We start from the raw sequence: 17,927 nt of genomic DNA on the forward strand, positions 1-17,927 counted from the left end.
GGAGCCGGGGATCGAGGGTCAGACGGCGGAGCCGGCCTTCCACTGCGCCCAGTCCATGTTCCAGCCGTTGAGGCCGTTGTCCGGGGCGATGACCTTGTCGCCAGTGTTGCGGACGTCGACGACGTCACCCGTGATGGAGTTCTCGTAGAACCAGGAGCCCGGGGTGCTCTTGTCGTTGGCACCCTTGGCGTCCTGGAGGCCGATGCAGCCGTGGCTGGTGTTGGCGCCGCCGAAGATCGAGGGCGAGCCCCAGTAGTTGCCGTGGATGAAGGTGCCCGAGTTCGATAGGCGCATGGCGTGCGGTACGTCCTTGATGTCGTACTCGCCCTTGCCGTCGCCGTCCTTGAAGCCGACGGTGGCACCGTCCATGCGGGTCTCCTTGAACTTCTCGGAGATCACCATCTTGCCGTTGTACGTCTTGTTCTCGGGTGAACCGGCGGAGATCGGGATGGACTTCACGACCTTGCCGTCCCGCGTCACCTTCATCGTCTTGGTCTTGGCGTCGACGATGGAGACCTGGTTGCGCCCGATCTTGAACTGGACGGTCTTCTGCTGCACGCCGTACACACCGTCGGCGCCCTCGACGCCGTCGAGGTTCAGCTTCAGGGTGACCGTGGAGTTGCCCTTCCAGTAGTCCTCGGGGCGGAAGTCCAGGCGGTTGTTGCCGAACCAGTGGCCGACGATCTCCTGACCGCTGCTTGACGACACCTTGACCGCGGACTGCACTTCCTTCTTGTTCGTGATGCCCTTGTCGAAGTTGATGGACACGGGCATGCCGACGCCGACGGTGGAGCCGTCCTCGGGCGTGAAGTTCCCGATGAAGCTGTTGGCCTGCGAGACGGTCGTGAACTTGGAGTTCTCGTGCGCCTTGCGGCCCTCGGAGTCCGTGGCCGTCGCCGAGATCTTGTACTTCGTGGCGCGCTCGAGCTGCTTGCTCGGCTTCCAGCTCTTCTTGTCAGCGGATATCTGACCGGGCACGGCGGTGCCGTCGGCGGTCTCCATGGACACGTCGGTGAGCGTGCCCTTGCTGACGGTGACCGCGGCCGCGCTGTTGATGCTGGCGTTGTCGGAGCCGTTCTTCGGCGCGATCCTGATCTGGGCGACCGACGTCTTCTTGGCCGCCGCCTCGTCGACCTGGTTCTGCGACTCCTTGCCGCCGGAGGCCTTGTCGCCGCCGTCGTCGCTGCACGCCGAGAGCACGAGCACGCCGCCCACGAGAGCGGACACGGCCGCGAGGCCCTTGCGTCCACGCCCCGCCGCTCGGCGCCTACTGTCCGTCATCACACACATCTCCATAGTTGCCGAATCCCGAACAAACCCGAGAGTCCCCGTAGACCCGCATAACGTCCTGCCCGGTTCGTCCCGTTCCACTACCGCAAGGAATGTGGGGAACACCACGTTCCCGGTACTGGACCGGCTCCCCGCCCGTGACCACTGTGCACGACGGACGCCCAGAGGGACGAAGGAACCCCGGACGGCGGTTGCTGTCCGGGGTCCCCGATTCCGGATCTCTCAATCCGGTGTGCGCGCACCGATCCGCGTCGGCGGCGTCCGATCAGACCAGTTCGTCGTCGTCTTCCTCGTCGTCATCGTCGTCGACGTCGTGCTCCCAGTCCGGCGCGTCGGGGTCGTAGTCGATCGCCTCGCTGCTCCAGGAGGCCTGGGCGAGCTCGATGCCGGGGACCTGGCTGACCAGGTCGAACGGGTCCACGAGGTGGGCGAGCGCCTCCGCGTCGTCCTCCCGTACCGCCGACTCGGCGTGGGCCCGCTCCTCCGACGGCACCGGCTGGTCCCGAGCGATGCGGTCGAGCGCGGCGCCGGTCAGCTTCTCGCTGTCACCGACCTCGACCACCATTTCAACCCGCAGCCGTACAAACCGTGATGTCTCGTCTCCAGTCATACGAGGGAGAGTACGGCCCGCTCCTCCCACGACTTTCCCGCGACCCGCGCCTTTCATTACCATCGCCCCACACGGCCAATTCGCCAGCACCACAAGGGGGATCCGATTCCGTGTCCGCACGCCGATCGTTGCTGACCGCCACCGCCGCCGGAGCCCTTCTCGGAGCCCTGTGGTTCGTCCCCTCCGCGAACGCGACGTCCCCTTCCTCGCCCACCGGGACCGCCGTGCAGAGCCGCCCCGCCGGCCAGCCCCCGGCCTCCGACGCCACGACCCACGCGGGCCCGGCCCGCCTGGCCGACACGGGCGGCTTCGACACCACCCCGTACGTGATCGGCGGCACGGCGTTCCTGGGCCTCGGCGCGGGTTTCGTGGCCTTCTCGGCCCGCCGGGAGCGGCCGGCGAGGACGGCCCACTAGCCCGGCGGGGCGGCGCGCGCGTCAGGCCAGCGGGCCCGTGACCGTCTCGGTCGCCGTCAGCAGTGCTCCCGAGCGTACGAAGGCATCCGCCCCCGCCAGGTCGGGGGCCAGGTAGCGGTCGGGGCCCGGGCCCTCCACGCCCGCCTTGCGGAGCGCCGTGATGACCTCGCGGGTCGCGGGCGCCGGCGTCAGGTCCTCGCGGAGTTCGACCGCGCGCGTGGCCGCGTACAGCTCGATCGCGACGATGCGGGTCAGGTTGTCCACCACCGTGCGCAGCTTGCGCGCGGCGGACCAGCCCATGGACACGTGGTCCTCCTGCATGGCGGAGGACGGGATGGAGTCCGCCGAGGCCGGGACCGCGAGCCGCTTCAACTCGCTGACCAGGGCAGCCTGCGTGTACTGGGCGATCATCAGACCCGAGTCGACCCCCGCGTCGTCCGCGAGGAACGGCGGAAGGCCGTGCGAGCGGTTCTTGTCGAGGAGGCGGTCGGTGCGGCGCTCGGCGATCGAGCCGAGGTCGGCCGCGGCGATGGCGAGGAAGTCCAGGACGTACGCGACCGGGGCCCCGTGGAAGTTGCCGTTCGACTCGACGCGGCCTCCCCCGGTGCCGTCGGGCAGGACGACGGGGTTGTCGACGGCGGCGGCCAGTTCCCGCTCGGCGACCATCCTGGCGTGCGAAATGGTGTCCCGGCCCGCGCCCGCGACCTGCGGTGCGCACCGCACGGAGTACGCGTCCTGGACGCGCGGCGCGTCGTCCTGGTGGTGGCCGGTGAGCCCCGACCCCGCGAGGACCTTCAGCATGTTGGCGGCGGAGACGCCCTGGCCCGGGTGCGGCCGGATGGCGTGCAGCTCGGGCGCGAGGACCTTGTCCGTGCCGAGCAGGGCCTCCAGCGTCAGGGCGGCGGTGACGTCCGCGGACTTGTAGAGGGTGTCGAGGTCGGCGAGGGCCATGATCAGCATGCCGAGCATGCCGTCGGTGCCGTTGAGGAGGGCGAGGCCCTCCTTCTCCGCCAGCTCGACCGGCTTGATGCCGTGCGCGGCGAGCAGCTCGCCCGCGGGCTTCACCTCGCCGTCGGGCCCCTCGGCGTCGCCCTCGCCCATCAGCGTGAGCGCGCAGTGGCTCAGCGGGGCGAGGTCGCCGGAGCAGCCCAGCGAACCATACTCGTGCACGACCGGCGTGATCCCGGCGTTCAGTACGCCCGCCATGGCCTCCGCGACCTCGGGGCGCACGCCCGTGTGGCCCGAGCAGACCGTCTTCAGGCGCAGGAACATCAGCGCGCGCACGACCTCGCGCTCCACCCGCGGGCCCATGCCCGCGGCGTGCGAGCGGACGATGTTGCGCTGGAGCTGGGCCCGCAGTTCGGGGCCGATGTGGCGGCTGGCCAGGGCGCCGAAGCCGGTCGAGACGCCGTAGACCGGCTCGGGCTTGGCGGCGAGCGCGTCGATGATCTCGCGCGACGCGGCAAGGGCGCTCAGGGCCTCGTCGGTCAGTTCGATCCGTGCGTTCCCGCGCGCGACGGCGATGACGTCGGCCGCGGTCGTACCGGACGTCCCAAGGGCCACGGTGCCCACGCTGTGCATATCCATATTCAGCAGCGTACGTATTGAATCGCCAGGTGTCACGGGTGAGGTGCGGCGGGACCACTTACCGCCACCGACGCCCCGCCCGAGCGCCCCGCGGAACGTCGGCCCGTACCGCGAACGCGGCCGGAGGCACCGCCCCGGCGGCCCCTTCAGGAAGGCGGCTGCCCCCGGCCACGGAACTTCCGCCGCTCCCCCGTCCCCGCCACCGCCGGGGGCGAGTCGGCGAGCCGGACCACCGGGTCACTCTCACCGTCGCCGCCCTCCCGCCCCGCGACCACCGGCTTCACCGCGTGCGCCGCCTTCGCGCGGTACTGCGCCGCGTCGGCGAGGCGGAAGAGGCGGCGCGCCGAGCGCACCGGACCGATCGGGTCCCCGGTCGAAGCGACCCCGCAGGCGACCCCGTCACCGAGCTCCAACTCGGCCGCGCGTACGCACAGTTCGTCGGCGACCCGTACCACCTCGTCGGCGGTAGGCCCCGCGGAGAGCAGGCAGAACTCGTCGCCACCGAGGCGCGCGGCCAGCGTGCCCGGGAGCATCGCGCCGCAGAGCGAGAGGACCGAGCCGAAGCGTTCGAGGAGGCGGTCGCCGACCGCGTGGCCCAGGGTGTCGTTGACCCGCTTGAGCCCGTTGACGTCACAGACGACCAGGCTCACCACGGCCTCGTCGGCACGGTGCCGCTCCACCGCCTCGTCGAGGCGCAGGTCGACCGCGCGGCGGTTGGCGAGCCCGGTCAGCGCGTCCGTGAAGGCCAGCCTGCGCGCCTCCTCCAGGCGCTCGGTCTGCGCGATGCCCGCGGCCACCACCGAGGCGAGGACGGTGGCGAAGTCCGCTTCGGCGCGGCCGAAGACCGGCGCCCCCACCGGACGCGCCACATACAGCTCGCCCCAGGCCCGCCCGTGCAGCACGACCGGCGCGACCACACAGCAGCCGCGGCCCCGCCTGCGCAGCGCGGTGACGCGCTGGTGGCAGTAGCCCGCGGAGCGGCCGCCCGCGGGCCCTTCGGCCGTCTCGACCCAGGCGTCGGGCTCGCCGCCGCCCGCCCAGCGCTCGTGCAGGAACTCGGTGATCTCCGGGAACTGGTGGACGGGGTACGCCTCCCGCTCCGGGAACTCCTCCTCGCCCTCGCTCCGTTCGCCCGTGTTCACCAGGACCCGGAGCCGGCCGAGCTCGCGCTCCCACAGGGAGAGCGCGGCGAAGCTGCCGTCCAGCGCGCGGCAGGCGCCCGAGGCCGCCGCCCGCCAGGTCTCGCGCGGGGTCCGCGCGGCGGCCATGCCCTGCGCCAGCTCCACCACGGCCCGCAGCCGGACGTCCTCTCCCATCACCCCAGGCTAGGAGGTTTACGGCAATTTGGAACTTCGAGACATATCGCGACCACGAGTCGCAGGTCGCGGGGCCTCGGACCCCACGTCACAGATCCCGCGGGCACGCGGCTCACTCCCCCGGCCACTCCGGCTTCCGCTTCTCGTTGAACGCCGCGACACCCTCCGCCCGGTCGCCCGAGAAGGCCACCGTGCGCCACGCCGCGTCCTCCACCTCCAGGCCCGCGCGCACGTCGAGGCCGTGGCCGAGGCGCAGGGCGCGCTTGGCCACGCGCAGGCCCACGGGCGAGTTGGCGGCCATGCGGGCGCCGAGCGCCAGCGCCTCCGTACGGGCTCCGCCTTCGTCCGCGAGGAGATCGACCAGGCCCAACTCCCGCGCCTCCGCCGCCTCCACGCGCCGCGCCGAGAAGATCAGCTCGGCGGCGCGGGCGGCGCCGACCCTGCGCGGCAGGAGCTGCGTACCGCCGCCGCCCGGGATGACGCCGACGGACACCTCGGGCAGCCCGACGACCGTGGTCGGGTCGGCGACGATCACGTCGCAGGAGAGCGCGAGCTCGAAGCCGCCGCCGAGCGCGAAGCCGTGCACGGCGGCGATGGTGGGCATGGGCAGGTCCAGTACGCCGGTGTAGGCGGCCCGCGCCGTGGGGCGCTGGCGCAGCAACTCGGCGTCGCTGAGGGAGTTCCGCTCCTTGAGGTCGGCGCCGACGCAGAACGCCCGCTCGTGCGTGGACGTCACGACGACGACACGGGCGTCCGCGTCGCCGGCCAGGGCCGCGCAGGCGGCGGCGATGGAGCGGGCCATCTCCGAGGAGACGGCGTTCATGGCCTTGGGGCGGTCGAGGACGAGCTCGACGACGTGGCCGTGCCGCCTGACCGCCACGTGCTCCCCGTACCGCTGCTCGTCTGCCATGACGCCTCCTGAACCTCCGGTTAACGACCGTTACCCGGGGATCATGTCAGCCGGGGCCCGCCCCGGGAAGGGGCGCATCGGCCCCGCGGAGACTCAGCCCCGCCGCGCCTCAGCCCCGCCGCGCGAGGAGCCACGGCTCGACCACGCCGAGGCCGCGCACCGGCCGCTGCCACATCGGCTGGAGTGCGAAGCGGTACGAGGGCGGGTCCTCGCCCTCCTTCTCGGCCGCCGCTGCCGCCTCCGCGGCCTTCGCCTCCGACGCGGGCGCGTCGCCGGTCCGGGTCAGCTCCTCCGCGAACGCCCCGTCCACGAGGACCGCGTCCTTCGGCGCTATCGAGGTCAGGCGGCTCGCGAGGTTCACCGTCGTACCGAAGACGTCGCCCATGCGCGTGGTGACCGTGCCGAAGGCGATGCCGACGCGCAGCTCGGGCATCGTCTCGTCGTTCGCCATGGTCTCGATGAGGCGCAGGGCGATCTCGGCGGCCACGCCCGCGTCGTCGGCGGCGTACAGGACCTCGTCGCCGAGGGTCTTGATGAGCCGTCCGCCGTGCGCGGCGACGAGGTCGGCCGCCGTGGTCTCGAAGGCCTCCACGAGCTCCCCGAGCTCCTCCTCCTCCATGCGCCGCGTGAGGCGCGTGAAGCCGACCAGGTCGGCGAAGCCCACGGCGAGCCGCCGGTCGACCATCTCCTCGTCGTCGGCGGCCTGCACGACGCGCCCCGTGGCGGCGGCGAGCTGGCGGCGCCAGACGTAGACGAGGAACTCCTCCAGCTCCGGCAGGAGCAGCTCCACCAGGGGATACGTGACTTCGGTACGGGTCATGCCGGGCTCGGGCGGCTCGGTCAGCCCCTCCAGGAAGGAGTCGATCTGCCACTCCGCGAGCCGCGCGGTGGTCTGCCCCGTGGACCGGGCCACCTGCACCGCCATGGCCTCGCTCAGGAGGCCCGCCTCGACGAGGCCCGCCAGGCGGCGCAGGGCGAGCACGTCGGCCTCGGTCAGCGCCTTGGCCTGGCCGATGTCGGGGAAGCCCATGGCCCGCCAGAAGCGGGACGCGAGCTCCATGGAGACGCCCGCGCTGCGGGCCGCCTGGAAGGGGGTGTAGCGGCGGTCCGCGCCGAGGATGAGCCCTTCGAGCCGGAGGGCGAGGGGGTCCTTGGCGGACTCGCCGTCCTTGTGCTCGTCCTGCACCTCGGGAACGCCGGCCGCGCCGCCCGGCCCGTCGTCGGGGCCACGCTCTGCCCCCGCGCCGGAGCCCGTGTCGTCGACGGTCACGCCTGCTGCCCTTCCGATCTGCCGCGGTCAGGTATCGACCGGCGCCAACTTTACGGCAGGTGTGCCGCAGCTCACTCCCGAGTCCCGTGACCCGTTCCCCCGGCCGGGGCACGCCGGGTGCCCGGCCGCCCCCGGGCGCGCGGAGCCGCCGGTCACCCGGCCGCCCGCAGGTGCACGATGTCGCCCGCGCCGACCGGCTCCTGCACCCCCGCCTCCGTGGCGAGCACGAGGCGGCCGTCGCCGTCGACCGCCACCGCCTCCCCCACGATGGAGCGGTCCCCCGGCAGCTCCGCCCGGACCCGGCGGCCGAGCGTGGCGCATCCGGCCGCGTACGCCTCCTGGAGCCGTGCGCCCGCGGGGTCGCCGCCCGCCGCGCGCCAGTCGCCGTACCACTGCTCCAGGGAGCGCAGCACGGCCCGCAGCAGCGGGTCGCGGTCCGTCGTCGACGCCCCGGCGAGGGCGAGCGACCCGGCCGTCGGCACCGGCAGCTCGTCCGCACGCAGGGTGACGTTGAGGCCGACGCCGATGACCACGCCGCCGCCGGAGGCGGAGCCCGCCCGCTCCGCGAGGATGCCGCCGGCCTTGCGCTCCTCGTCACCGACGGTGACCAGGAGGTCGTTGGGCCACTTGAGTGCGGTGTCCACCCCCGCGGCCCGCGAGACCCCCGCGGCGACGGCCACGCCGGTGAGCAGCGGCAGCCAGCCCCACCGCTCGACCGGCACATCGGCGGGTTTGAGCAGCACGGAGAAGAAGAGGCCCGAGCGGGCGGGCGCCGACCACGTGCGGTCCAGGCGGCCCCTGGCCGCGCTCTGCTCCTCGGCGACGAGGACCGCTCCCTCGGGGAGGCCGTCGGCGCGCGCCGCGAGGTCGGTGTTGGTCGACCCGGTGGCGGGCACCACGTCGAGCGAGGTCCACAGGGCACCGTCGCGCACGAGCGCCCGCCGCAGGGATGCGGCGTTCAGGGGCGGGCGGTCGAGGTCGGACCAGCGGTTGTCTTGAGCATCTGGCGGCGTCATGCAAGCCACCCTAGGTGTGGTAAACGCCGCACTGCCGAACGGTATCCGCGCCGATACGCTACGGGTCAGTAGCCAGCCGTAAGCCGCCATACGCACCTTTGAGCAGGCAGGGAGCCGCATCCCTATGTCCGAGATCGACATCCACACGACCGCCGGCAAGCTCGCGGACCTCCAGCGCCGCATCGAGGAGGCGACGCACGCGGGGTCGGCCCGCGCGGTCGAGAAGCAGCACGCCAAGGGGAAGTTGACGGCGCGTGAGCGGGTCGGGCTGCTGCTCGACGAGGGCTCCTTCGTCGAGTTCGACGAGTTCGCCCAGCACCGCTCGACCCAGTTCGGCCTGGAGGACAACCGGCCCTACGGCGACGGCGTCGTGACCGGTTACGGCACCGTCGACGGCCGCCCCGTGGCGGTGTTCTCGCAGGACTTCACCGTCTTCGGCGGTGCGCTCGGCGAGGTCTTCGGGCAGAAGATCGTCAAGGTCATGGACTTCGCCCTGAAGACCGGCTGCCCCGTCATCGGCATCAACGACTCCGGCGGCGCCCGCATCCAGGAGGGCGTCATGGCCCTCGGCATGTACGGCGAGATCTTCCGCCGCAACACCCACGCCTCCGGCGTCATCCCGCAGATCAGCCTGGTCGTCGGCCCGTGCGCGGGCGGCGCGGTCTACTCGCCCGCGATCACCGACTTCACGGTCATGGTCGACCAGACCTCGCACATGTTCATCACCGGGCCCGACGTGATCAAGACGGTCACCGGTGAGGACGTCGGCTTCGAGGAGCTGGGCGGCGCCCGCACCCACAACGCGACCTCGGGCGTGGCGCACCACATGGCGGGTGACGAGAAGGACGCCATCGAGTACGTGAAGTCGCTCCTGTCCTACCTGCCCTCGAACAACCTCAGCGAGCCGCCCGCGTTCCCCGAGGAGGCCGACCTCGCCCCCACCGACGAGGACCGGGCCCTGGACACGCTGATCCCGGACAGCGCGAACCAGCCGTACGACATGCACACGGTGATCGAGCACGTCCTCGACGACATGGAGTTCTTCGAGACGCAGCCGCTGTTCGCGCCGAACATCCTCACCGGCTTCGGCCGTGTCGAGGGCCACCCGGTGGGCATCGTCGCCAACCAGCCGATGCAGTTCGCCGGCTGCCTGGACATCGACGCCTCCGAGAAGGCCGCGCGCTTCGTGCGCACCTGCGACGCGTTCAACGTGCCGGTCATCACCTTCGTGGACGTCCCCGGCTTCCTGCCGGGCGTCGAGCAGGAGCACACCGGCATCATCCGCCGCGGCGCGAAGCTGATCTTCGCCTACGCCGAGGCCACCGTCCCGCTCATCACGGTCATCACCCGCAAAGCCTTCGGCGGCGCGTACGACGTCATGGGCTCCAAGCACCTGGGCGCCGACCTGAACCTCGCCTGGCCGACCGCGCAGATCGCGGTCATGGGCGCGCAGGGCGCGGTCAACGTCCTGCACCGCCGCACCATCGCCGCGGCCGACGACCAGGAGACCACGCGGGCGCGGCTCATCCGGGAGTACGAGGACGCCCTGCTCAACCCGTACACCGCGGCCGAGCGCGGCTACATCGACGCCGTGGTCATGCCCTCGGAGACCCGCTCCCACCTCGTGCGCGGCCTGCGTCAGCTCCGCACGAAGCGGGAATCACTGCCCCCGAAGAAGCACGGCAACATCCCCCTGTAGGTCCCCTGTAGGTCCCTGTAGGCCGCGACCGTTGAAGGAGCCCTCGTGATCAAGGTCGTTCGGGGCAACCCGACCCCTGAGGAGCTGGCCGCCGCACTGGCGGTGGTCCAGGCGCGCGCCGCGGCGGTGGCGGACCCGCCGTCCGGCGCGCCCGTACCGCCCGACTCCTGGGCCGACCCGGCCCGCGTGGCCAGGGACCGGCTCCCGGCACCGGGTCCCACCGCGTGGGGCCGCACGTACTGGCCCTCGTAGCCGCGTGGTCCCGTGATCCGCGATCCGTGATTCCGTGAGCTGGCCGGCCGGGGAACTTGAGTACGCGTACTCAGGCGCCCCGGCCCGGCCGGCCGCACCATCGGAGTCATGCTGTGGTCCGACCCGGAGAACGACCCGCCCGAGGACATGCGGGACATGCAGGCGAAGATGCGCCGCGCGGGATGCGTCCTCGCCCTCGCCATGGTGGTGGCGATGTTCGTGCTCGGCATCCGCTGAGCCGGACCCCTTACGCTGACGGCATGAGTGATCAGCCCCGCCGTCTCGTCCTCGCGTCGAAGTCACCCGCGCGCCTCGCCCTGCTGCGGCAGGCGGGCTTCGCCCCCGAGGTGATCGTCAGCGGCTTCGACGAGGACAAGGTCACCGCGCCGACCCCCGCCGAGCTCGCCCTGGCCCTCGCCGAGGCCAAGGCCTCCGTGGTCGCCGCGCGGCCCGAGGCCATGGGCGCCCTGGTCATCGGCTGCGACTCGGTCCTCGAACTGGACGGCCGGGCGCTCGGCAAGCCCGCCGACGCCGAGGAGGCGACCGCCCGCTGGAAGTCCATGCGCGGCCGCGCCGGCGTCCTTCAGACGGGCCACTGCGTCCGCGACACGACCGCGGGGACGTACGCGTCGGCGACGGCCTCGACCGTCGTCCGCTTCGGTGAGCCCTCCGACGAGGAGATCGCCGCGTACGTGGCGAGCGGCGAACCGCTGCACGTGGCCGGGGCGTTCACCCTGGACGGCCGCTCGGCCCCGTTCATCGACGGCATCGAGGGCGACCACGGCAACGTCATCGGCCTCTCGCTGCCGCTGCTGCGCCGGCTCCTCGCGGAACTGGGCATCGGCGTCACGCAGTTGTGGGCGTGACCCGTCCTGCCTTGTCGTAGGCCACGAGCGGCAGCACGATCAGGCCGAGCACGACCATCATGAAGGCGAACGCGGGCCAGCCCACCAGGCCCACGCAGAAGGCGCCGAGCACCCCGTGCACGACGGCGCAGGTGATGAGCAGCACCCGCCCGAAGCGCCCCGGCGCGCGGTCGCGGGCGGCCGCGCGGGCCAGCGCGAACGCGCAGAGCACCAGGTAGCCGCCGAAGACGACGCCGGCGATCCACGTCGACACGGTCATCGCGTGCGGATCGAGGCCGGCCAGGGACATGTCCTGCTTGTCGACGACCATGCCCAGGAACCAGTTCAGGAACGCGATGCCGACCGCCTCCACCAGGAGAACGATCGCGCCCAACCAGGCCACCGGTCTGCGCGCCACGGCGCCCCACCCACTTCCGCTCTGCTGTTACCCCTGGTACGTCCGATCCCTGCGCACGCTACTAACCGGTAAGGGGTGGGACAAGAGCTGCGCCCAGGGCAAAGAATCATTGGGCCATTGGTAGGGACTCCACAAAGAAAGGCCTCCTGCCGCAGCACTGCCTCACAGAGACCTTGACCACACCGGCGGGCTAGGCTTCCGGCAAGTAACCCCGCCTACCGTGGTAGGACAAGGGTTTTCGCGGACCGAGCGGGCGTCGCATCACACTCCGTGTGGGCAAGCTCACCCTTGGGGATGGGTCGTACAGCCGTGTCCACAGTCCCTAAACTCGGCTTGTTTCAAGGAGGGAGCCATCGTGCGCAAGGTGCTCATCGCCAACCGTGGCGAAATCGCTGTCCGCGTTGCCCGGGCATGCCGGGATGCAGGGATCGCGAGCGTTGCCGTCTACGCAGACCCCGACCGGGACGCTCTGCACGTCCGGGCGGCCGATGAGGCGTTCGCGCTGGGCGGTGACACTCCGGCCACCAGCTACCTGGACATCTCCAAGGTGCTGGCAGCGGCCAAGGACGCGGGGGCGGACGCGATCCACCCCGGCTACGGCTTCCTTTCGGAGAACGCCGACTTCGCGCAGGCCGTCATCGACGCGGGCCTGAACTGGATCGGCCCGCCGCCGCAGGCCATCCGTGACCTGGGCGACAAGGTCGCCGCGCGGCACATCGCGCAGCGCGCCGGTGCCCCGCTGGTCGCGGGCACCCCCGACCCGGTCTCCGGAGCCGACGAGGTCGTCGCCTTCGCCGAGGAGAACGGCCTGCCGATCGCGATCAAGGCCGCGTTCGGCGGTGGCGGGCGCGGCCTCAAGGTCGCCCGCACCCTCGAAGAGGTCCCGGAGCTGTACGACTCCGCGGTGCGCGAGGCCGTGGCGGCCTTCGGCCGCGGCGAGTGCTTCGTGGAGCGCTACCTCGACAAGCCGCGGCACGTGGAGACCCAGTGCCTGGCCGACAAGCACGGCAATGTGGTGGTCGTCTCCACCCGTGACTGCTCGCTCCAGCGCCGCCACCAGAAGCTCGTCGAGGAGGCGCCCGCGCCGTTCCTGACGGCCGAGCAGAACGCCGAGCTGTACGCGGCGTCCAAGGCCATCCTCAAGGAGGCCGGCTACGAGGGCGCGGGCACCGTCGAGTTCCTCGTCGGCGTCGACGGCACGATCTCCTTCCTGGAGGTCAACACCCGTCTCCAGGTGGAGCACCCGGTCACCGAAGAGGTCACCGGCATCGACCTGGTCCGCGAGATGTTCCGCATCGCCGACGGCGAGGAACTGGGCTACGACGACCCGCAGCTGCGCGGCCACTCCTTCGAGTTCCGCATCAACGGCGAGGACCCGGGCCGCAACTTCCTGCCCGCCCCCGGCACCGTCACGGCCTTCGCGCCGCCCTCGGGCCCCGGCGTCCGCCTGGACGCGGGCGTCGAGTCGGGCTCGGTCATCGGCCCGGCCTGGGACTCCCTCCTGGCCAAGCTGATCGTGACCGGCGCGACCCGCGAGCAGGCGCTCCAGCGCGCCGCCCGCGCGCTCGCGGAGTTCAACGTCGAGGGCATGGCCACGGCCATCCCGTTCCACCGGGCGGTCGTCAAGGACCCGGCGTTCGCGCCGGAACTGACCGGCTCCGACGCCCCGTTCACGATCCACACCCGGTGGATCGAGACCGAGTTCGTCAACGAGATCCCGGCCTTCACCGCGCCCGCCGCGGACGCGGACGCCGACGAGGAGCCGGGCCGCGAGACGGTGGTCGTCGAGGTCGGCGGCAAGCGCCTGGAGGTCTCCCTCCCCTCCTCCCTCGGCATGACGATCGCGCGCACCGCGGCGGCGGGCGGCGCCCGTCCCAAGCGCCGCGCGGCCAAGAAGTCCGGCCCCGCCGCCTCCGGCGACACCCTCGCCTCGCCCATGCAGGGCACGATCGTGAAGATCGCGGTCGAGGAGGGCCAGCAGGTCAACGAGGGCGACCTGGTCGTCGTCCTGGAGGCCATGAAGATGGAACAGCCCCTGAACGCCCACCGCTCGGGCACGATCAAGGGCCTCACGGCGGAGGTCGGCGCCAGCCTCACCTCCGGCGCGGCGATCTGCGAGATCAAGGACTGACCGCAGCACACACGCCCCGGGGCCGAGCTGACCTCCAGCCCGGCCCCGCGGCACGTTTCGGGGCCCGGCCATGGGACACGTCCCGGGCCCACCCCCGGCGGGCATTCCCAGCCCACCCCCGGCGGGCATTCCCAGCCCACCCCCGGCGGGCATTCCCAGCCCACCCCCGGCGGGCATTCCCAGCCCGTCCGGCGTTTGAGGACGAACTCGGCGGAGCCGGTGACGGACCGAGCCAAGACCCCGGGAGCAAGGGGCCCCGAACCGCGCCCCCGCGAGCAGTGGCATTCTGGTTACGCGAAGAGCGATCGGAGGCGCGGGGATGAAGACCGGCATGGGCCCCCAGGCCAGAGCGGCCAGAGCACAGCGGGCCGACGCGCGACGGAACTACGACCGGCTGGTCGCCGAGGCGAGGGCCGCGTTCGCCGAGCACGGCACCGGCACGTCCCTGGAGGACGTGGCGCGCCGCGCGGGCGTCGGCATCGGCACGCTCTACCGGCACTTCCCCAACCGCCACGCGCTGATGAGCGCCGTGTGGGAGGACGCCGTACGCGATCTCCTGGCCCGCTCGCACGCTCTCCTCGACGACCCGCACCCCTGTGCCGCGCTGGTGACGTGGCTGCGCGCCATCGTCACTCATGCGGGCGAGTACCGCGGTCTGTCCAGCGCCCTCATGTCGGCGTCGCACGACGACACTTCGGCGCTGGCCCGGTGCAGCAGGCCCATGCGCGAGGCGGGCTCGGCGCTGCTCGCCCGCGCGCAGGAGGCGGGGGCCGTGCGGCCCGACGTCTCCATCTCCGACCTGCTCCAGCTGACCAACGCGATCTCGCTGGCGGCCGAGGAGACCCCGGACGACCCGGAGTTGGCCGACCGCCTGCTCACGCTGACACTGCGCGGCCTACGGGCCGAGGGCCGGACAGCGGCCTAGGTCCCGTCCGGCTCGCCCGGCCCCGGCCCGTGCGGCTCAGCGGCGGCGCATGTCCGCGACGCGCGCGGTCCGCTCCCCCGGCGGCTGCTCCCCGAGGAGCGCGCTGCGCAACTGCTGGCCCGAGCCCGCCCCGTGGTTGCGCCGCTGACCCGGCAGGGGCACGTCCCGGCGCGGCTGGCGCCCCGCGGGGACGGAGTCGGGACCGGGTCCGGCTTCAGGGCCGGCGCCGCCGCCCGTGACCGCGATCTGCACGCCCTGGTCTGCCAGGGCCTGTAGTTCCGTGCCCGCCCGGTCGTCGTGCGCGGGCGGCTCGTCCGTGACCAGACGCGTGATGACGTCCGTCGGCACCGTCTGGAACATCGTGTCGGTGCCGAGTTTGGTGTGGTCGGCGAGGACCACGACCTCGGCCGCCGCCTGCACCAGCGCGCGGTCCACGCTCGCGGAGAGCATGTTGGACGTGGAGAGGCCGCGCTCGGCGGTCAGACCACTGCCCGAGAGGAACGCCCGGGAGACGCGCAGCCCCTGGAGGGACTGCTCGGCCCCGCTGCCCACGAGCGCGTAGTTCGAACCGCGCAGGGTGCCGCCGGTCATGACGACTTCGACGCGATTGGCATGGGCCAACGCCTGGGCCACCAGCAGGGAGTTGGTGACCACGGTCAGGCCGGGGACCCGCGCGAGCCGTCGGGCCAGCTCCTGCGTGGTCGTACCCGCCCCGACGACGATGGCTTCGCCCTCTTCGACGAGACCCGCCGCGAGATCGGCGATGGCCGTCTTCTCGGCGGTCGCGAGATGTGATTTCTGCGGAAAGCCGGACTCCCGCGTGAATCCGCCCGGCAATACCGCACCGCCATGCCGGCGGTCGAGGAGTCCTTCTGCCTCCAGCGCGCGCACGTCCCGCCGTACGGTCACTTCGGAGGTCTGGACGACGCGGGCGAGCTCGCGGAGCGATACCGCTCCGTTGGCCCGCACCATTTCGAGGATCAATTGGCGACGTTCTGCAGCGAACACGAAACTGACAGTAACCCCAACGACCGTCTGCTTTCAGCAGTATGCGCCGAATTACAGAAGTTGTTCGCACAGCAGGGCGGGAGATGGTATAGCCGCCTACTCACCGCGCCTATGCCGCGCGAATGGGCCGCAACAGTGCGTGACCTGCGGAGAGTTGTTTCAAGCCGCCGTTTCGATCAGCCCTCGTCGGCCGTCTTCCGCGTGTGCAGTTGCCGCGCCACCTCGGCGATCGATCCCGAAAGCGACGGGTACACGGTGAACGCGTTCGCGATCTGCTCGACGGTGAGATTGTTGTCGACCGCGATCGAGATGGGATGGATCAGTTCCGAAGCGCGCGGGGAGACCACCACACCGCCGACCACGATGCCCGTACCGGGGCGGCAGAAGATCTTGACGAATCCGTCGCGGATGCCCTGCATCTTCGCGCGCGGATTGCGCAGCAGCGGAAGCTTGACGACCCGGGCGTCGATCTTGCCCCCGTCGACGTCGGCCTGGCTGTAGCCGACGGTCGCGATCTCGGGGTCGGTGAAGACGTTCGACGACACGGTCTTCAGGTTCAGCGGCGTCACCGCGTCGCCCAGGAAGTGGTACATCGCGATGCGCCCCTGCATGGCGGCGACGGAGGCGAGCGCGAAGATCCCGGTCACGTCACCGGCGGCGTACACACCGGGCGCGGACGTGCGCGACACCTTGTCCGTCCAGATGTGCCCCGAGTCCTTGAGCCGGACCCCGGCCTCCTCCAGACCCATGCCGCTGCTGTTCGGGATGGCACCCACGGCCATCAGGCAGTGCGTACCGGAGATGACACGCCCGTCGTTGAGCGTCACCTCCACCCGGTCGCCCACGCGCTTGGCGGAGGCGGCGCGCGAACGGGACATGACGTTCATGCCGCGCCGCCGGAAGACGTCTTCGAGCACGGCCGCGGCGTCCGGGTCCTCACCCGGCAGCACGCGGTCACGGCTCGATACGAGGGTGACGTTCGACCCCAGCGCCTGATAGGCGCCGGCGAACTCGGCACCGGTCACACCCGAACCGACCACGATGAGCTCCTCGGGCAGCTCGTCGAGGTCGTAGACCTGGGTCCAGTTCAGAATGCGCTCACCGTCGGGCAGGGCGTCGGGGACCTCGCGCGGGTGACCGCCGGTCGCGATCAGCACGGCGTCGGCGACGAGGGTCTCCTCCGTCCCGTCGGCCGCGCGCACGACGACCTTCCGGGAGCCGTCGGCCTCCTGCTGGCCCTCCAGCCGCCCGCGGCCGCGCAGCACGCGCGCGCCGGCCCGCGTGACGGAGGCGGTGATGTCGTGGGACTGGGCGAGCGCGAGCCGCTTCACACGGCGGTTGACCTTCCCCAGGTCCACGCCGACGACCCGGGCCGGGCTGTCGATGTGCGGGGTGTCGTCCGCGACGATGATCCCCAGCTCCTCGTACGACGAGTCGAAGGTGGTCATCACCTCGGCCGTCGCGATCAGAGTCTTGGACGGCACGCAGTCGGTGAGCACCGACGCCCCGCCCAGACCGTCGCAGTCGACGACGGTCACCTCCGCGCCGAGCTGGGCGGCCACCAGTGCCGCCTCGTAGCCGCCGGGTCCGCCGCCAATGATCACGATCCGAGTCACGTACTCCATTGTCCCGCACGCTTCAAGGTGCGCACGCGCCGGGGGGCTCCGTCGGTGTGGCGCCCCCGTACGGGCGCTCCTCACGTTGCAGGAGGGGCGTACTTGATTGCTGCCGTACCCTCGTCCTCATGTCGCTCTACGCCGCGTACGCCGGCAATCTGGATCCGCGGCTCATGTCACGCCGCGCCCCGCACTCACCGCTGCGCGCGACCGGCTGGCTGAACGGCTGGCGGCTCACGTTCGGCGGGGAGCACATGGGGTGGGAGGGCGCGCTGGCCACGATCGTGGAGGCGCCCCGCTCCCAGGTCTTCGTCACGCTCTACGACATCGCGCCCATGGACGAGGAGTCCATGGACCGCTGGGAGGGCGTGGGCCTGGACATCTACCGCCGCATGCGGGTCCGCGTCCACACCCTGGAGGCCGAGGAACCCGCCTGGGTGTACGTGCTCAACGGTTACGAGGGCGGACTCCCCTCGGCGCGCTACCTCGGGGAGCTCGCGGACGCCGCGGAGTCGGCGGGGGCGCCGCACGACTACGTGATGGAGCTGCGCAAGAGGCCCTGCTAGGGCCCGGCCGGCCTCTCGTCGGAAACGACAACACAACAATCAGATTCCCGTG

General features: G+C 71.9%; 18 protein-coding genes. 8 read left to right on the top strand and 10 right to left on the bottom strand.

Translation table 11 applies throughout. The features are described from left to right. Window positions 1-18: 18 nt before the first annotated feature. Together ACZ6JY_RS21950 and ACZ6JY_RS21955 are read right to left on the bottom strand one after the other, a co-directional pair. The gene (locus tag ACZ6JY_RS21950) at window positions 19-1,281 is read right to left on the bottom strand and encodes a L,D-transpeptidase (RefSeq protein ID WP_469197849.1); all 1,263 of its coding nucleotides are present in this window, start codon (window positions 1,279-1,281) and stop codon (window positions 19-21) included. Window positions 1,282-1,555: 274 nt separating this feature from the next. Further along, on the bottom strand, window positions 1,556-1,900 hold the full coding sequence (locus ACZ6JY_RS21955; RefSeq protein ID WP_469197851.1) for a hypothetical protein: 345 nt from the start codon (window positions 1,898-1,900) through the stop codon (window positions 1,556-1,558). A gap of 110 nt (window positions 1,901-2,010) precedes the next feature. Here ACZ6JY_RS21955 and ACZ6JY_RS21960 point away from each other — a divergent pair, with 110 nt between their 5' ends. Beyond that, a complete protein-coding gene (locus ACZ6JY_RS21960) occupies window positions 2,011-2,316 on the top strand; it encodes an LPXTG cell wall anchor domain-containing protein (protein WP_469197853.1) in 306 nt (101 codons plus the stop codon). 21 nt (window positions 2,317-2,337) lie between these two features. Here ACZ6JY_RS21960 and hutH read toward each other — a convergent pair whose 3' ends face one another. The 5 genes from hutH to ACZ6JY_RS21985 all read right to left on the bottom strand — a co-directional run bounded on the left by hutH (window position 2,338) and on the right by ACZ6JY_RS21985 (window position 8,415). After that, entirely contained in the window at window positions 2,338-3,888 is a 1,551-nt protein-coding gene (hutH, locus tag ACZ6JY_RS21965) for a histidine ammonia-lyase (protein ID WP_469198037.1), read from the bottom strand. Between the two features lie 161 nt (window positions 3,889-4,049). Beyond that, a complete protein-coding gene (locus tag ACZ6JY_RS21970; protein ID WP_469197855.1) occupies window positions 4,050-5,219 on the bottom strand; it encodes a GGDEF domain-containing protein in 1,170 nt (389 codons plus the stop codon). Window positions 5,220-5,331: 112 nt separating this feature from the next. After that, a complete protein-coding gene (locus ACZ6JY_RS21975; protein ID WP_469197857.1) occupies window positions 5,332-6,129 on the bottom strand; it encodes an enoyl-CoA hydratase/isomerase family protein in 798 nt (265 codons plus the stop codon). A 109-nt stretch (window positions 6,130-6,238) separates the two neighbouring features. Beyond that, window positions 6,239-7,399 carry an adenylate/guanylate cyclase domain-containing protein gene (locus tag ACZ6JY_RS21980; protein WP_469197859.1) on the bottom strand — a complete coding sequence of 387 codons (1,161 nt, stop codon included), beginning with the start codon at window positions 7,397-7,399 and terminating at the stop codon, window positions 6,239-6,241. A 152-nt stretch (window positions 7,400-7,551) separates the two neighbouring features. Beyond that, complete coding sequence (locus ACZ6JY_RS21985; RefSeq protein ID WP_469197861.1) at window positions 7,552-8,415, bottom strand: biotin--[acetyl-CoA-carboxylase] ligase; 864 nt, start codon at window positions 8,413-8,415, stop codon at window positions 7,552-7,554. A gap of 124 nt (window positions 8,416-8,539) precedes the next feature. Here ACZ6JY_RS21985 and ACZ6JY_RS21990 point away from each other — a divergent pair, with 124 nt between their 5' ends. The 4 genes from ACZ6JY_RS21990 (at window position 8,540) to ACZ6JY_RS22005 (ending at window position 11,232) form a co-directional block, all read left to right on the top strand. Next, complete coding sequence (locus tag ACZ6JY_RS21990) at window positions 8,540-10,114, top strand: acyl-CoA carboxylase subunit beta (protein ID WP_469197863.1); 1,575 nt, start codon at window positions 8,540-8,542, stop codon at window positions 10,112-10,114. 45 nt (window positions 10,115-10,159) lie between these two features. After that, a complete protein-coding gene (locus ACZ6JY_RS21995) occupies window positions 10,160-10,366 on the top strand; it encodes an acyl-CoA carboxylase subunit epsilon (protein ID WP_469197865.1) in 207 nt (68 codons plus the stop codon). Window positions 10,367-10,474: 108 nt separating this feature from the next. Beyond that, window positions 10,475-10,603 (top strand): morphogenic membrane protein MmpB, encoded by a 129-nt coding sequence (gene mmpB / locus ACZ6JY_RS22000; protein ID WP_447039511.1) that lies wholly within the window; start codon window positions 10,475-10,477, stop codon window positions 10,601-10,603. Between the two features lie 23 nt (window positions 10,604-10,626). Further along, entirely contained in the window at window positions 10,627-11,232 is a 606-nt protein-coding gene (locus tag ACZ6JY_RS22005) for a nucleoside triphosphate pyrophosphatase (RefSeq protein WP_469197868.1), read from the top strand. Here the strand turns inward: ACZ6JY_RS22005 and ACZ6JY_RS22010 are convergent. Beyond that, window positions 11,213-11,629 carry a hypothetical protein gene (locus tag ACZ6JY_RS22010; RefSeq protein WP_469197870.1) on the bottom strand — a complete coding sequence of 139 codons (417 nt, stop codon included), beginning with the start codon at window positions 11,627-11,629 and terminating at the stop codon, window positions 11,213-11,215. The two genes, ACZ6JY_RS22005 and ACZ6JY_RS22010, sit on opposite strands and share 20 nt — an antisense overlap. 355 nt (window positions 11,630-11,984) lie before the next feature. Here ACZ6JY_RS22010 and ACZ6JY_RS22015 point away from each other — a divergent pair, with 355 nt between their 5' ends. Further along, entirely contained in the window at window positions 11,985-13,760 is a 1,776-nt protein-coding gene (locus ACZ6JY_RS22015; protein ID WP_469197872.1) for an acetyl/propionyl/methylcrotonyl-CoA carboxylase subunit alpha, read from the top strand. A 319-nt stretch (window positions 13,761-14,079) separates the two neighbouring features. Next, window positions 14,080-14,685, top strand: coding sequence for a TetR/AcrR family transcriptional regulator (locus ACZ6JY_RS22020; RefSeq protein WP_469197873.1), 606 nt, complete (start codon window positions 14,080-14,082; stop codon window positions 14,683-14,685). Between the two features lie 36 nt (window positions 14,686-14,721). On the opposite strand, the gene ACZ6JY_RS22025 is transcribed toward ACZ6JY_RS22020, so the two are convergent. Together ACZ6JY_RS22025 and ACZ6JY_RS22030 are read right to left on the bottom strand one after the other, a co-directional pair. Further along, window positions 14,722-15,693, bottom strand: a complete 972-nt coding sequence (locus tag ACZ6JY_RS22025; protein WP_469197876.1) for a DeoR/GlpR family DNA-binding transcription regulator — start codon at window positions 15,691-15,693, stop codon at window positions 14,722-14,724. Window positions 15,694-15,869: 176 nt separating this feature from the next. Further along, window positions 15,870-17,318, bottom strand: coding sequence for an NAD(P)H-quinone dehydrogenase (locus tag ACZ6JY_RS22030; protein WP_469197878.1), 1,449 nt, complete (start codon window positions 17,316-17,318; stop codon window positions 15,870-15,872). A gap of 119 nt (window positions 17,319-17,437) precedes the next feature. On the opposite strand from ACZ6JY_RS22030, the gene ACZ6JY_RS22035 reads away from it, so the two are divergent. After that, the gene (locus ACZ6JY_RS22035; protein WP_062783610.1) at window positions 17,438-17,875 is read left to right on the top strand and encodes a gamma-glutamylcyclotransferase family protein; all 438 of its coding nucleotides are present in this window, start codon (window positions 17,438-17,440) and stop codon (window positions 17,873-17,875) included. Window positions 17,876-17,927 lie beyond the last annotated feature (52 nt).

This window comes from Streptomyces sp. NPDC046335 (assembly GCF_055587985.1).

Coding starts and splice junctions, on each gene's coding strand:
- ACZ6JY_RS21950 (WP_469197849.1), bottom strand. CDS start 1,281: ATGACGGACAGTAGGCGCCGAGCGGCGGGGCGTGGACGCAAGGGCCTC.
- ACZ6JY_RS21955 (WP_469197851.1), bottom strand. CDS start 1,900: ATGACTGGAGACGAGACATCACGGTTTGTACGGCTGCGGGTTGAAATG.
- ACZ6JY_RS21970 (WP_469197855.1), bottom strand. CDS start 5,219: ATGGGAGAGGACGTCCGGCTGCGGGCCGTGGTGGAGCTGGCGCAGGGC.
- ACZ6JY_RS21975 (WP_469197857.1), bottom strand. CDS start 6,129: ATGGCAGACGAGCAGCGGTACGGGGAGCACGTGGCGGTCAGGCGGCAC.
- ACZ6JY_RS21985 (WP_469197861.1), bottom strand. CDS start 8,415: ATGACGCCGCCAGATGCTCAAGACAACCGCTGGTCCGACCTCGACCGC.
- ACZ6JY_RS21990 (WP_469197863.1), top strand. CDS start 8,540: ATGTCCGAGATCGACATCCACACGACCGCCGGCAAGCTCGCGGACCTC.
- mmpB (WP_447039511.1), top strand. CDS start 10,475: ATGCTGTGGTCCGACCCGGAGAACGACCCGCCCGAGGACATGCGGGAC.
- ACZ6JY_RS22005 (WP_469197868.1), top strand. CDS start 10,627: ATGAGTGATCAGCCCCGCCGTCTCGTCCTCGCGTCGAAGTCACCCGCG.
- ACZ6JY_RS22020 (WP_469197873.1), top strand. CDS start 14,080: ATGAAGACCGGCATGGGCCCCCAGGCCAGAGCGGCCAGAGCACAGCGG.
- ACZ6JY_RS22030 (WP_469197878.1), bottom strand. CDS start 17,318: ATGGAGTACGTGACTCGGATCGTGATCATTGGCGGCGGACCCGGCGGC.
- ACZ6JY_RS22035 (WP_062783610.1), top strand. CDS start 17,438: ATGTCGCTCTACGCCGCGTACGCCGGCAATCTGGATCCGCGGCTCATG.